This is a genomic window from Methylomonas sp. Kb3 (assembly GCF_002834115.1).
In the GTDB taxonomy this organism is placed as follows: domain Bacteria; phylum Pseudomonadota; class Gammaproteobacteria; order Methylococcales; family Methylomonadaceae; genus Methylomonas; species Methylomonas defluvii.
The window spans coordinates 546307-559495 of record NZ_PIZT01000069.1; the positions used below are offsets into that span (position 1 = coordinate 546307).

The 13189-nt window shown below is 49.1% G+C and carries 13 protein-coding genes and 1 tRNA gene; 7 read left to right on the plus strand and 7 right to left on the minus strand.

What is annotated here, in order from left to right; genetic code table 11:
• Positions 1–11 precede the first annotated feature (11 nt).
• The 6 genes from rplT (at position 12) to CWO84_RS23635 (ending at position 4708) form a co-directional block, all read left to right on the plus strand.
• The gene (rplT, locus tag CWO84_RS23610; RefSeq protein ID WP_020481986.1) at positions 12–374 is read left to right on the plus strand and encodes a 50S ribosomal protein L20; all 363 of its coding nucleotides are present in this window, start codon (positions 12–14) and stop codon (positions 372–374) included.
• A 140-nt stretch (positions 375–514) separates the two neighbouring features.
• Positions 515–1534 (plus strand): phenylalanine--tRNA ligase subunit alpha, encoded by a 1020-nt coding sequence (pheS, locus tag CWO84_RS23615; RefSeq protein WP_033158015.1) that lies wholly within the window; start codon positions 515–517, stop codon positions 1532–1534.
• Between the two features lie 15 nt (positions 1535–1549).
• A complete protein-coding gene (gene pheT / locus CWO84_RS23620; RefSeq protein WP_033158014.1) occupies positions 1550–3925 on the plus strand; it encodes a phenylalanine--tRNA ligase subunit beta in 2376 nt (791 codons plus the stop codon).
• Positions 3925–4224 carry an integration host factor subunit alpha gene (gene ihfA, locus CWO84_RS23625; RefSeq protein ID WP_197027036.1) on the plus strand — a complete coding sequence of 100 codons (300 nt, stop codon included), beginning with the start codon at positions 3925–3927 and terminating at the stop codon, positions 4222–4224. The genes pheT and ihfA overlap by 1 nt, the downstream gene beginning before the upstream one ends.
• Positions 4208–4561 carry a MerR family transcriptional regulator gene (locus CWO84_RS23630; protein WP_020481982.1) on the plus strand — a complete coding sequence of 118 codons (354 nt, stop codon included), beginning with the start codon at positions 4208–4210 and terminating at the stop codon, positions 4559–4561. The genes ihfA and CWO84_RS23630 overlap by 17 nt, the downstream gene beginning before the upstream one ends.
• A 70-nt stretch (positions 4562–4631) precedes the next feature.
• Positions 4632–4708 (plus strand) — tRNA-Pro (locus CWO84_RS23635).
• Between the two features lie 29 nt (positions 4709–4737).
• Here CWO84_RS23635 and CWO84_RS23640 read toward each other — a convergent pair.
• The 5 genes from CWO84_RS23640 to CWO84_RS25100 form a co-directional block, all read right to left on the minus strand.
• Positions 4738–5757 carry a site-specific integrase gene (locus CWO84_RS23640; protein ID WP_101055605.1) on the minus strand — a complete coding sequence of 340 codons (1020 nt, stop codon included), beginning with the start codon at positions 5755–5757 and terminating at the stop codon, positions 4738–4740.
• 264 nt (positions 5758–6021) lie between these two features.
• Positions 6022–6486 carry a FlhC family transcriptional regulator gene (locus CWO84_RS23645; protein ID WP_101055607.1) on the minus strand — a complete coding sequence of 155 codons (465 nt, stop codon included), beginning with the start codon at positions 6484–6486 and terminating at the stop codon, positions 6022–6024.
• A 12-nt stretch (positions 6487–6498) separates the two neighbouring features.
• Positions 6499–7092, minus strand: a complete 594-nt coding sequence (locus CWO84_RS23650) for an STAS-like domain-containing protein (protein WP_101055609.1) — start codon at positions 7090–7092, stop codon at positions 6499–6501.
• A gap of 32 nt (positions 7093–7124) precedes the next feature.
• The gene (locus tag CWO84_RS23655) at positions 7125–7781 is read right to left on the minus strand and encodes a FlhC family transcriptional regulator (protein ID WP_165786425.1); all 657 of its coding nucleotides are present in this window, start codon (positions 7779–7781) and stop codon (positions 7125–7127) included.
• Positions 7723–8373: a flagellar transcriptional regulator FlhD gene (locus tag CWO84_RS25100; protein WP_240618136.1), complete on the minus strand. Its 651-nt coding sequence runs from the start codon at positions 8371–8373 to the stop codon at positions 7723–7725. Before CWO84_RS25100 ends, CWO84_RS23655 begins: the two co-directional genes overlap by 59 nt.
• A gap of 86 nt (positions 8374–8459) precedes the next feature.
• Here CWO84_RS25100 and CWO84_RS23665 point away from each other — a divergent pair, with 86 nt between their 5' ends.
• Entirely contained in the window at positions 8460–9443 is a 984-nt protein-coding gene (locus CWO84_RS23665) for a hypothetical protein (RefSeq protein WP_101055611.1), read from the plus strand.
• A gap of 121 nt (positions 9444–9564) precedes the next feature.
• Here the strand turns inward: CWO84_RS23665 and CWO84_RS23670 are convergent, their stop codons facing one another.
• Together CWO84_RS23670 and CWO84_RS23680 are read right to left on the minus strand one after the other, a co-directional pair.
• On the minus strand, positions 9565–11220 hold the full coding sequence (locus CWO84_RS23670) for an ATP-binding protein (protein WP_240618137.1): 1656 nt from the start codon (positions 11218–11220) through the stop codon (positions 9565–9567).
• Positions 11221–11360: 140 nt separating this feature from the next.
• Positions 11361–13124 (minus strand): DUF4942 domain-containing protein, encoded by a 1764-nt coding sequence (locus CWO84_RS23680; RefSeq protein ID WP_101055613.1) that lies wholly within the window; start codon positions 13122–13124, stop codon positions 11361–11363.
• Positions 13125–13189: the final 65 nt, after the last annotated feature.

Genomic DNA, 13189 nt, shown 5'->3' on the forward strand with positions numbered 1-13189 from the left:
GAGAGTAGAACATGGCTAGAGTTAAACGCGGCGTCACCGCTAGAGCAAGACACAAAAAGATTTTAAAACTGGCAAAAGGTTACTACGGTGCCCGTAGCCGGGTTTACCGCGTCGCCAAGCAGGCGGTCATCAAGGCCGGTCAATACGCTTATCGCGACCGTAAACAGAAAAAACGCCAATTCCGCGCCTTATGGATCGTGCGTATCAACGCTGCCGCACGTTTGTACGGTATCTCCTATAGCCGTTTGATCAACGGTCTAAATAAAGCCAATGTTGCGATCGACCGCAAAGTATTGGCCGACTTGGCTGTACGCGACATCGACGCTTTCGGCGCGATTGCGAAAGTGGCTATAGCAAACCAAAGCAAACCGTAAGGAAAACATTAAGCCGCTTTGAAAGAGCGGTTTAATTGCTCGACTCCCCGTTTTTGACGGGGAGTTTTCCGCCAAATCTCGTTGGCGGAAGCCTATCGTTTTGGAATTTCCCTCAATTGCAGACAAAAGTGAGCTGAGTCGTGTCGGCTAGTATCGAAGATATTGTTACGCAGGCATTACAAGAGCTTGCACAAGCACAAGACCTTAGCCAACTGGATCAGGTCAGAGTCAATTATCTAGGCAAAAAAGGTCTATTCACTCAGCAGATGAAGGAGTTGGGTAGCCTGGACCCCGAGCAACGCCGCAGTGTCGGGCAAATTATCAACGATGCCAAAAATACTTTTCAAGAGGCGTTAGAGGCTCGGAAATCGACTTTGGAAAATGCCGAATTGGCGGCGCGTTTGGCTAGCGAATGTATCGACGTAACCCTGCCGGGGCGCGGCCAAACCGTATCCGGATTGCATCCTGTTACGATCACCTTGCGGCGGATTGCCAAAATTTTTGCTGAGGCCGGCTTTAATATCGTCGAAGGCCCGGAAATCGAAGACGATTACCATAACTTCGGCGCCTTGAATATTCCCGAGCATCATCCCGCGCGGGCGATGCACGATACCTTCTATTTCGATGCGCATACCGTATTGAGAACTCACACTTCGCCGGTACAGATTCGGGTGATGGAATCCGAAAAGCCGCCCTTGAAAATTATTGCGCCGGGCCGAGTGTACCGTTGTGATTCGGATATGACCCACTCGCCCATGTTTCATCAGGTCGAAGGCTTCTTGGTCGATACTGACGTTAGTTTCGGTGACCTGAAGGGTGTGATTTTTGAATTTCTGCGCGCCTTCTTCGAAAAAGAAGTCAACGTGCGCTTTCGCCCTTCTTATTTTCCATTCACAGAACCTTCCGCCGAATTTGATGTGTCCTGCGTAATGTGCGACGGCAAAGGTTGCCGCGTCTGCAAACAAACCGGCTGGCTGGAAGTAGGCGGTTGCGGCATGATTCACCCGGAAGTATTCAAATCGGTCGGTATCGATAACCAAGTTTATTCCGGCTTCGCCTTCGGAACCGGAGTCGAACGTCTAGCGATGATGAAATATGGCATCAACGACTTGCGGATGTTTTTCGAAAACGATCTGAAATTTTTACAACAGTTTAATTAACGGTGGATAGTCATCATGCAAGTCAGTGAAGCTTGGTTAAGAGAACTGGTCAATCCGCCTGTCGCCACCGCCGAATTAGTCGCGCAACTGACCATGGCCGGTCTGGAAGTTGACGCCGTGACGCCTGTTGCAGCCGAATTTTCCGGTGTGGTGGTGGGTGAGGTACTTTCCACTATTCAACATCCAAACGCCGATAAACTTAGAGTTTGTCAGGTCAACGTCGGCCAAGCTGAGCCCCTGCAAATCGTTTGCGGTGCCAGTAATGTCAGGCCCGGGTTGAAAATTCCGGCAGCATTGATCGGTGCGATATTGCCCGGCGATTTCAAAATAAAGGAATCCAAGCTGCGTGGCGAATTGTCGTTCGGCATGCTGTGTTCGGAAAAGGAATTGGGTTTGGCGGTTAGTTCCGAAGGCTTGATGGAGTTGCCGGTTGATGCGCCGGTCGGTGTCGATATTCGCGACTATTTGGCGTTGAATGACAACGTGATCGAGTTAGGCTTAACGCCAAATCGCGCGGATTGCCTGAGCGTCGAAGGCGTCGCCAGGGAAGTGGCGGTTTTGAATAATCTGCCGTTCGAAGCTACGGCGTTTGCTACTGTCGAACCGCAGCACACGGAAACCCTGGACGTTAAAGTCGAAGCCACTGACGCTTGCCCGGTTTATCTGGGGCGTTTGATTAAAAATATCGATCCTGCCGCAGTCACGCCATTGTGGATGCAGGAGCGTCTGCGTCGTTGCGGCATTAGAAGTTTAAGCCCGGTTGTCGATGTTACTAACTATGTACTGATCGAACTGGGTCAACCGCTACATGCTTTTGATGCCGATAAACTGAGTGCGCCTATCGTGGTTAGACGCAGCCGGGCCGGCGAGTCCCTGGCTTTATTGAATGACCAAACCATAGAGCTGGACGGCGAGGCACTGGTCATAGCCGATCAACGGCAAGCCTTGGCCTTGGCTGGCGTTATGGGGGGTAAGGACAGCGCCGTATTTGGCGAAACCCGCGATATATTCCTTGAATGTGCGTTTTTTATGCCCATTGATGTGGCCGGTAAGGCGCGCCAATTTGGTTTGCATACCGATTCCTCGCACCGCTTTGAAAGAGGTGTGGATTTTAACTTGCAACGCCGGGCGATCGAACGCGCCACGCAATTGATTCTACAAATAGCCGGCGGTAGTCCTGGAACGGTTCAAGAGGTAATCTCCACTGCGGAACTGCCCGCCAGAATGCCGGTAAAACTGCGTAGCCAACGTATTACAAAGGTGTTGGGCATTCAATTTGGCGACGATGAAGTGCATGCGCTGTTCGAAGGCTTGGGTATGCAGGTACAAGTAGTCGAGAACGGCTGGGAAATTACCCCGCCCGGCTTTCGTTTCGATATTGCCATCGAAGAAGATTTGCTGGAAGAAATCGGCAGAATCTATGGATATAACAATCTACCTAGTAGCAATTTGTTGATGCGCTCTGAGCTTGGCAAAGCGCCCGAGGCGCAGTTGCCATTGGCGAGATTGCAGGATTGCTTGGTAGATCGCGGTTATCAGGAAGCGATTACCTACAGCTTTGTCGATGAGGCAATGCAAAATGCCGTCGCTCCGGGCGAAGAATTTATCCGGATTCAAAACCCTATATCCTCAGAACTTGCCGTGATGCGCACTACGCTGTGGTGCGGTTTGTTGAATGCGGCTTTGTATAATATCAACCGCCAACAGAGTCGAGTGCGCTTATTCGAAGCCGGCTTGCGGTTTTTCTATCAAGATGGGCAAATTCAACAGCGAAAAATGTTATCCGGTTTGGCCTTGGGTACCGTTAATCCCGAACAGTGGGGCGAAAAAGCCAGAAAGCTGGATTTCTTCGATGTGAAAGCTGATATTGAAGCTTTGTTTGATTTAGCAGGAGTTTGTGCTGATTTCGTCGCCTATCAACATCCGGCGTTACACCCTGGCCAAACCGCGCAAATCAAAAACCAACGTGGCGAAGTGATAGGTTTATTGGGCATGCTGCACCCAACGCTCGAAAAACAATTGGGTTTCGATAGTCCGGTATTCTTGTTTGAACTCGAACAGGATGCGGTCTTGGAGCGTAACGTGCCTAAATTTAGTACGTTATCCAAATACCCGTCGGTGCGCCGCGATCTGGCTTTATTGGTGGACGAGGCTGTATCGGCTGCCGCAATCACCAGTGTAATTGAAGAATGCATGGAGACGGCGATACGTGAAATATCGATCTTCGACGTTTATCGCGGACCGGGCGTTGCCGAAGGTTATAAGAGTGTCGCGTTAGCTTTACTCTTGCAGGATTTTACGCAAACGCTTACCGATACAGAAATTGATGCTATATTTCGCAAAGTGCTGGACACTTTAGCGGCTAAACTGAATGCAAAATTGAGGGAGTGATTGTGGCATTAACCAAAGCAGATATTGCAGAGAAATTGTTTGAAGACCTCGGTTTAAACAAGCGTGAAGCTAAAGAAATCGTAGAGTTGTTTTTCGACGAAATTAAAAAAAGCCTGGAAAGCGGCGAGCAAGTGAAGATTTCCGGGTTTGGTAAGTTTGAATTGCGCGACAAAAGTGGTCGGCCGGGTAGAAATCCCAAAACAGGTGAAGAAATTCCCATCACTCCTCGGCGTGTGGTCACTTTTAGAACAGGGCAAAAATTGAAAGCTCGAGTAGAAGCGTATGCTGGAACCCAGTAATAATAACGAATTACCGGTTATTCCGGCCAAGCGGTATTTTACGATTGGCGAAGTTAGCGACCTCTGCGCGGTAAAGCCCCATGTATTGCGCTATTGGGAACAAGAGTTCACCGAGCTTAGTCCGGTAAAACGCCGAGGAAATCGCCGTTATTATCAGCGCCATGACGTGTTGTTGATTCGACAAATTCGCGCTTTGTTATACGAGCAAGGTTACACAATAGGTGGTGCGCGTGCTCATCTGGCGAGTGGTAGCGCGAAGGAAGACAGTTTACGCACCAAACAACTTATTCATCAGATGATTGGCGAGCTGGAAGATATTTTGGAGCTGCTGAAATAGCGTTTCCCAAATAATATGATATTATGTCCTGCTTGCTCTCCTAGGTGGGCATTGGTTTATTGATAAACTTCGGGGCGTAGCGCAGCCTGGTAGCGCACTTGTCTGGGGGGCAAGTGGTCGTGGGTTCAAATCCCGCCGTCCCGACCAATATTTTCAATAGCTTACATGATTTTTTACTATGCTCTTTTTTCGAAGTGTAGTATTTTTGTCACAACAAGCTTTGAGTTTCCTGCATGGACTTTAAGATGTTCACTCGAAAGATGTGCATATCTTAAAACCATGTCGTAACTTGCCCATCCTCCTAGTTCTTGCAGAACGTTTAACGGCGTTCCCGCTTGAACGTGCCAACTTGCCCAAGTATGGCGTAAGTCATGCCATCGGAAGTCCTCAATTTCTGCGCGTTTTAGCGCCTTTTTCCAGGCTTTTCCGCCGGCCTTTTTGATGGGTTCGCCATCAAAAGTAAAAACAAAGGTATTGTGCTGCCCTTGTTGACTTCTAAGTACTACCATAGCATCAGTATTGAGCGGTACAGAAATCGGCTTTTTGGCTTTAGCTTGCGCGGCATCTACCCATGCACATTCTCGCCTCAAATCGACTTGCGACCATTTTAAACCGGTGACGTTGGCTTCCCTCAGGCCAGTAGCAAGAGCGAATCTTGCCATGGCTTCCAAATGACTTGGCAGCTCAATTAAGAGCTTGCTGGCTTCCTCATGTGTTAACCAGCGGATTCGCTCATTCGGTTCTGGCAAAAAGCGAAAATTGGGTACAGCATCAATCCATTCCCATTCGTTTTTAGCACGATTCAAAATCGCCCGGATCAGCGAAAGAATCCGATTGGCAGTGGCATTACTCGAACCTTCGGCTTTTTTTGCCTCCGTAATGCGCTCCAACATCATTTTGTCGATTTGATTTAAAGTCTTGTTGCCAAGAATGTCATCAAGCCAACGAAGGTGAAATTTGTCGGTTTCTATGCTTCGCTTATGACCCTGTTCGATAAGCCACTTGATAACTGCTTCTTGCCAAGTGCGTATTGGCTTCGCGCCAAGATTTTTCGTTTTCCAAGCATCAGCCTTTAATCTGTCGTGCAGTTCTTGCGCTTCTTGCTTGATTTTAGTGCCAGCAGATCGTTGTATTCTCGTTCCGTCCGGCGCGGTGAATTGGATCCACCATGTGTCTTTTCGCTTGTAGATTGACATGGAATATTCTCCTTAGATGTATATCCGTCAACTACTTGCTGATTTCTCGCAGATGCAGGATAACGATCACTGACCCAATCGGCAAGATGTTCCTTAACAAAAATCCATCGTTTCCCAACTTTTTTACCGGGAACTTGCTTCGATTTTGCTTTTCTTCGGAGTACTTCTGGATTGATCTTTAAAAACAGTGCGGCTTCGTTTAAATCAAGTGTCTCCATAGCAGTTTTTTGAATTAGGCGTCTATGGTTATTATCAACATATCGCTTACATGCCGGTCTTACAGATCTCACAGCGATCATGATCATCCCTAGCATTTAACAAGACCCAGGCTCGACAATTCTTGCATGTCGAAATCTGAACCTTTTTATCTTTGATGTCCTGGGCCACCACCCAAGCAGCCGAAAAGTCGAGTTGCCCGGAAGGATAGGAACGCTTGTAGGCGTCAAAAGCGCTTATCAGTGTTTGGATTTGACTGTCGGCCGATTTGTTTGAGGCTGCCCGATAGCACACGGCAAACAGCGTTACGTCCTTGTATTTCCGCCGGCTTCCAGTCAAGCCACGGGTGGAAAATTTGATGGATCCACGACTGGGCGAACGGCCATGTAATTGACGGTATGTCTGTCTCAATAGCTTGATCGGAATCCCCGTGGCTTGATGCACGATTTTGACTTTGGCGTGACGATTAAGCAGTTCAATTGCCAGAGATTGCTGTTGATATTTCTTGAGCATTAGCTGCCTCCCTTAATCAATAGTGCCGCTTAATCCGAGCATGGTTTCCACCATCGGTGGAGATTCTCTGTTGATGTTTTGAATAAATTGACTCGAAAATCGGGGGGTAAAACATAGCCAGTTTGAGCGGGCAATTAAGTCAATGTCTTCAAAAGATAAACGGCCAACTGCCAAGCGCATGGCCTCATCGGTAATCCCCAAGATTAATTCGGTCAGAACCGAGTTCTCCCGAGCGATTTCTCTGGCTTTAATAAGCCATGTTTGATTCATGGCGTAAATCTCTTCATCGCAACCCAGTTGATCAATCGCCGTCAGTTTGTCAAAGTAGACCTCGAGATTTTTGAATGCTGACTGCATCATGTTGTCGATGTGCCCCGCCATATTTACTATTTTTAGTTTCGATTTCAGAAAATCGGATCCGAATTCGGCGACCAGCGGAAAATACAATTCCTGAAAGAACCCCTGCGTGATGGTTTTGACATCCTTAAAATCTATCGTCAGCGTTTGCTGATTGGCAAAGCATTCGCGGGCCAAGCGGGCTAGATTTTTGCCATGGATTGGCTGAGGTATTTGGGAATGGGTGGCTGTGACGACAACGATATGCATGCGACTTCTCCTTAGTAGCTGATGGATCGTCTCTAACGAGCGCGTGGCTTGTTCAATGTGAGCTTGTTTGATTTTGCGGTTATCCAGCGTCGTCGACCTGAGCGATCAGTCCATACATCACAGATAGGGCATTGACTAAATGCGGCATCAGGGTGAATCATACCCAGGTAACGGGCGCGGCAACGCCCGCAGATCATGAAAACCAAATCACCCGCCGAGAGCAGGCTGATTAAATACCAAGCCCGGTTGATGTCTAACGGATAATGTTGGCTGGAGCGAGATTGGATATATTGCCGATCGGCTAAAATTCTGGAAGCAACGTTGCTGTAGATCTCATAGGCTGCAACCAGTAAGGTCGCACTCAGGTTCGGGGTAGAAAGCCGGTGCCGAATATCTTCAATCATGCTTAAAAATAGCGAGGCATGAATGTTGTTGTGGGCCGAGCGGATGGGCCATTGATGATCGTGTGGCAGCATGCCTTGTTTGGGCGATTGCCCTTGTACCGTCTTAAAAAATGCGATGCTTTGCTTTCGGGTTAAATGGCAGAGTTGGCTGACAATGGGCGGACGGGCGCCGAGTTGGATTAGTCTTTCCGCCAAGAGCAAGTCCGCGCCTATGTTTGGCCTGCTTTTAAAGGGCATTGGTTTCATCCGCAGTTCCAGTGATACAGGGTTGGAGAAGATCCACATAGGCAAGCATGGGCAATTTGCTTGGGGCATAGACAGGTAATAACTGAATCACTGCACGACTACTTTCGGCCCGTTCACGAAGTCGCTCCTGTGTCATGCCTGCGAGACGGTCTATGCCAACCCGATCTAATCCAAAGCGCCAGGCTGTTTCCGCCGGATTGCTGCGTGCGCATTCCCTTGCGAGCATGAGATATTCGAAATTTAACCGGGCAAGATCTTCATCCAGTGTTGACATAAGCGCCTCTGAGTTGATTAACGACTGTTGTCGATATGCTAAGAAGACAACACGCAAATGTCCCGGTCGCAAAGTGACCTGTTTTGGGTCACAAAGCTCCGGAACCCCCGATAGATATGATTTGGCTTTGTTGAAAATAATTGTCCTATTGAGTTGGTGATGCCTCTTTCGGCGTGTGATGGATGGCCACTTGGATAACGCCAGGCTATTTGTTCGGCCTGATGGATTGAATGATCCTGAAATTCTTCTAATCTCGTTCTGCTTATCAGAGGCTTTGCCTTTGCCTACAACAAGTGGAGCCATAATTGGTGTTTGACCTGAATAAGTGCATTCCAAAATCATTTTTATATCGCTCATCTCGAATTTGTTATGGAGGACATTGTTATGAATCGGCTATTCGCTAACCAGTCCGTTACTGTCGGTTACCTGGTTTGGGGTGGTTTATGCGCGAGGTAATTCAATGCTTGATTGACTGGCTGGATAGTGAGAAAAGCGATGAAAAAGGCCACCGCATATTGCGCGCGTTAGCCCAGGAATCGTTAAAGAAAGCGGATTTCGATGAGTCGAAGCGACGGTTCACAGCCGAAGAAATCGTCGCCGCTGTTGGTGAAACTTTAGAAAGTGCCGAACCTAAAAAATGGATCGACTGGCCGGGTTCATTAAAGAAATATTGCGAAACCCGAGAGCCGCAAATCGTAGAGTTCGCCCGTAAACGTGGGTTGTCTTGTTATCCAAAACCCGACCGTAAAAGCACAAAGGGCGGTCCGGGGCGACTCACGACGTTCTATATCAAAGCGGAACCGGTTCCGGAAATTACGGAGGAAGACCAAGGGATTGAAGGTGTTCTGGGCAGGAACAATGCAGCCGATTTGCAAGCCAGCTATCAAATGACTGAACTAGGTGAAATCAAACCCAGTTGGATCGCGAGCCGGTTATTTCGGCGTGGACAAATCGAATTAAGACAATGGCATGTTTGGGTTTTATTGGGTTGGTTAGCAATCATAGCTGGGTTCGCGGTGTTAATTGCTTATGCTGGATGGCTATCGTTATCCGTGCCTAGGCCGGTGACAACACAAGATTTGACATTACTGGTCAGTATTTTCGCGATTCCCTATGGTGCCTGGGTCACTATCATCAAGCCTTGGATATTATTGTTGGATGATCGAATCGTCGTAGCCCATGAACTGTTCACAAATTTTCACGAACAGTCTGCGCAGTTCGAACTCCTTCGAGACGGAGATTTAAGAGTGATTCGGTTGGTTCGGTATTCGGCGGCATGTCCCATTTGTGGAGCCACGATTTATCTCGAAAAAGGCGAGCCAGATTACCGGCGAAGATTGGTGGGGCGATGTTATGAAAGCCCAAGAGAGCATGTGTTCAGTTTTGATCGGATTACGCGTTGCGGGCGGTTACTGATAGATCGATAACCGTTTCAAAGGTCGTCTCAGCCATTTTGGTAAGGATGGAGCTATGGTTTGCTTTCATTTTTGGTAATGAAAATGAGCGCAATTATCCGTCTGGATAATGCGCTCTTGTATTGAAAGAGATTTAACAACCCATGTCTGCTTCGAGTGTTTGCGTTTGACCGGATTGAACCGGATACGCCATCACCGAAGCCGGTTTGCCTTGCTGATCCAACTCCACCACGAAGGCTTTGCCGTACAACGCCGGACAGCCGCAAAAGTTTGGCAACAGTCGCTGCATGGCATTGGCCGGATCACTGGCGGTATTGGCCACCACAAAGGCGATGAAGGCATCCGAATCGCTTTCAAAGGTCGATTCCTGAAATTCATCGTATTCGCTTCTGAAGCTGGCCATTTGTTGCAACACCTGCGCCGAGCAATCGCCCTTGGGCACAAGGATGTCATCAGCGTTTTCCTGGCCTTGGTAGCAAGCCTCATCCGTGATTTCAACAACATCCTGCCCAAGCCGGATTCGGTAAGCCTCGCAAAACCGCACGTTGACCCAGCACCAATCACCTTGGAATTGAGCCTGGTGGCTTTCATTGACCGTTTCAATCACTAGCTCTTCATCATTGAGATGTCGAACCAGTGAATGAAGCCAATGGCCTTTATCCAGCGTGCCGTGGTACAGCAAATAATCACGGTTCCAGGCAAACAAATATCGGCCAGCGCCGTTTTGCTTGATGTCATCATCAATCGAGACGATGCCGCGGGCCATAATTTCTGCACGGGTCATGGCTTTTTCCAGCCGCTGTTCGAAGTTATCAAAAACCTCGGTATCGCAAACCGGATAGGCAATGATTTCGCGTAAGGCTTCTGGCGGCACGACAGGTACATCGTTGAGTAACTTTAACAGCTCCCAATGCCGTAGCATTTCATAAAAACCCACGAACGCATCGGCAGACACAGTGGCTTTCATCCGGATAAAGCGCTGTTCGATGGTTTGTGCCAGAACCGCTTTAATCCGTTTGATGACGTCTGCTTCATCGACCAGCTTGTCACGATCCGGCAAGCGGGCGTGAAAACGGGATGAGTCCAGATGAATGATATGACGATGCGATGTGTAGCTGTGCGAGGTATAAATGGGCAAACCTTGCAGATAGACATCGAACTCATACTGCGCCCCATTGGGTTGGTCCATGCCATGCAGATAAATCGCGCCAATCTCGGTGTCAACAAAGCTCAATCCGCTATCCAACGCGGAGTGACGTTCAAGCAATTGATCGTTGAACAGCACTGGAATGGGGAAACCGCGCACCAAGCGTTTTAGCGTGCTGGCAATTTGACCCATGTCCAACGCCACATCCTGCAAGGTAATGCTAGTGATGCCGTTCCAGTCGTGGACTGGCGTGATCGTCACAGGTTTGAATACCAAAATGTGGTCGGTTTCGATATCGATCGAACCACTTTTACTCATGACGCTGATGTGCCGACAGGCAAACAGTGCCGATAAAAATCCGATTCCAAACGGATGCTCATGGGCAACCACGTCTGCATCCCAGCCGGATTCGGCTACTGTCAGTAGTGTTGCAATCGAGTCGATGCCGCAGCCATCATCCAAAACCTGTAGTGTTTTGGTTTCAGGACAAAAGTTAATCACCACCATGGCCGCATTGGCCCGGCGAGCATTTTGGATTAGCTCGCCCAGCACCGTGGTTTTGTTGGTGAAACTGAAGCGTAGACTTTTGACCAAATTGGCTTGGTTGACTTTCATCGCGATTTCATTGGTTTGTGTGTTCATGTGTGATCTCCGGATATAAAAAGCCCCGAGGATATGAAACAGACTAACCCCTTGGGGAGAGTTGTTCATCTCCCCGAGGCAGGTGATACTGGCTAGACCAGTGGTTATTTAAAAGACATGCTTTAGGTTTTGTGCGCTGGCTATGAAGCTAAAGCCAACTGGCTATCAGGCAGGCCATCCCAATCTAATTGCCGGACACCGTTTTGATCGCTATCCAACAAGCTGTCGGGATCGATGCCATGATTCGCCAATACAGTGCTCATCGCTTGGGTAAGCATGGCATTGCCACGCTCACGCTCCGATTCACCACCGTATTTGACTGCCCAAAATGGATCAAAGTGAAAATGCCGGCCATCCCGTTTACCGTGTTTATTGACTTCGGTACGGAAGGCCTTATCGAGTTTTTCCGCTTGGTCGAACTGCTGCCAAAAACCGGTTCCTGCTTTGGTTTCCGCTGGCGGTAGCCAACGGCGATGATTGCCAACCAGGCGATTCATCCGATCAATCAGCGCTTTGTTGCTGGGGAAGAAATGAATCGTGCCCACGCCGGGATAGTAGCGAACATCAAAATAGCTGCCGCTAATCCGTTGCCCGGTTCGCAGGGCATGGAAGTGATTTCGGAAAACCGATTCCAGCCTTACAGCCGCTTCATACTTGCCATCCAGCATCGCAAACACTTTGTCAAAATCCGCCAGCATCCGTTGGGACTCCCACGACAAATCGTTTTGATACGATTCGGTGGCGTGACCCGGAATGACAAAGCGGGTGGTTTTGATACGCATGCCCAGCGCACGATGTTTGTCGTTGGATTTCCAGCCCATGTAAAACACTGTGTTGTCACTGTGGTAGCGGGTGATCAAATCGAACACATCGCAGACCATACTCAGTTGAATTTTACCTTGCTGATCGATGATGCCTTGCAGAAAGCCATAGATATTCTGCACGGTAAATTCCAAGGACTTCACCGCTTCAAAATCCGACTCCAAGCGTTTCTGCGCCGTCGATGACAAGCGTGAAGTCACCTGCGTAGAGCGTAAAATACTGGCCCAGGCCCGATTTTTCAGATCGCGATAGCGTTTGAACAGCGTCCGCTTCACCGCATCCGACGACGAGTCGTCTTCACTACTGATACCGCCACCGCTCAGTTCGCCGAGGGTTTTGCCCAGCATGGTCCGATAACGGCTGGCACGGGCTTCACTGACCACGGCCTGTCGCGCGGCTTCGACGGCGGCATTGAACATCAACACCGCGTTATCGATGAAGGCATTCGGCAAGGCCAACTCATGAGGCAAATGAAACTCGCCGGCTAAATCGTCAGCCTCCCGCCTATCCTTTCGCAAATCGTCCAGAATACTGCCGAGGATGTCCTGTTCGTACGTCGAAGTTTTTTTCAACCAGACCAGGGCCACGTCGACCGGCGTTTTGCGTTCGGCATCCTCGCCGGCGAACATTTCTGGCAGAAACTCGACCTCGCCGTGCTGCTCGATCAAACGCAATAACAGCTGGCGTTCTTTCGAAAAAGGATTGCGCACAGTTTCGGCATTGAGAATGGCGACGATTTCACCGTCGAATAAAATCTCCCAAGCCTTCAACACGTGTTTGGCGCCTTCGGCAAACGGCGGATTCATGATGATGTGAGAATAGACACTGCCGCTTTGAAACTGCAGAAAATCCATCCCCACCACCGCATAGCCTTCATCGCGCAGAACCGCGTGTTTGCGGATATCGATTTCAATGCAATCGATCGGCAAACGATTACCGTACTGGTATGGCCCTGGACGAAGCAAATGTCCTTCGCCTGCTGAAGGCTCTAATACCCGCGCGAATTGCTGGTTCTTGAACATCGCCCAAGCTTTACGACTCAGTGCCTCTGGCGTGGGGTAATATTGATAAGGGTCTGTCATGGTATTTCTCCAAAAAAAGCCCCTGACGACCGATTTATCCCTGGCAGGATAGAATCATCCCGCAG

Excerpts from the sequence above, each read along its gene's own strand:
- CWO84_RS23630 (WP_020481982.1), top strand. The coding sequence starts at position 4,208 with ATGCTGGAACCCAGTAATAATAACGAATTACCGGTTATTCCGGCCAAG.
- CWO84_RS23650 (WP_101055609.1), bottom strand. The coding sequence starts at position 7,092 with ATGCATATCGTTGTCGTCACAGCCACCCATTCCCAAATACCTCAGCCA.
- CWO84_RS25100 (WP_240618136.1), bottom strand. The coding sequence starts at position 8,373 with ATGAGCGATATAAAAATGATTTTGGAATGCACTTATTCAGGTCAAACA.
- CWO84_RS23670 (WP_240618137.1), bottom strand. The coding sequence starts at position 11,220 with ATGAACACACAAACCAATGAAATCGCGATGAAAGTCAACCAAGCCAAT.
- rplT (WP_020481986.1), top strand. The coding sequence starts at position 12 with ATGGCTAGAGTTAAACGCGGCGTCACCGCTAGAGCAAGACACAAAAAG.
- CWO84_RS23655 (WP_165786425.1), bottom strand. The coding sequence starts at position 7,781 with ATGTGGATCTTCTCCAACCCTGTATCACTGGAACTGCGGATGAAACCA.
- CWO84_RS23680 (WP_101055613.1), bottom strand. The coding sequence starts at position 13,124 with ATGACAGACCCTTATCAATATTACCCCACGCCAGAGGCACTGAGTCGT.
- pheT (WP_033158014.1), top strand. The coding sequence starts at position 1,550 with ATGCAAGTCAGTGAAGCTTGGTTAAGAGAACTGGTCAATCCGCCTGTC.
- CWO84_RS23640 (WP_101055605.1), bottom strand. The coding sequence starts at position 5,757 with ATGTCAATCTACAAGCGAAAAGACACATGGTGGATCCAATTCACCGCG.
- CWO84_RS23645 (WP_101055607.1), bottom strand. The coding sequence starts at position 6,486 with ATGCTCAAGAAATATCAACAGCAATCTCTGGCAATTGAACTGCTTAAT.
- CWO84_RS23665 (WP_101055611.1), top strand. The coding sequence starts at position 8,460 with ATGCGCGAGGTAATTCAATGCTTGATTGACTGGCTGGATAGTGAGAAA.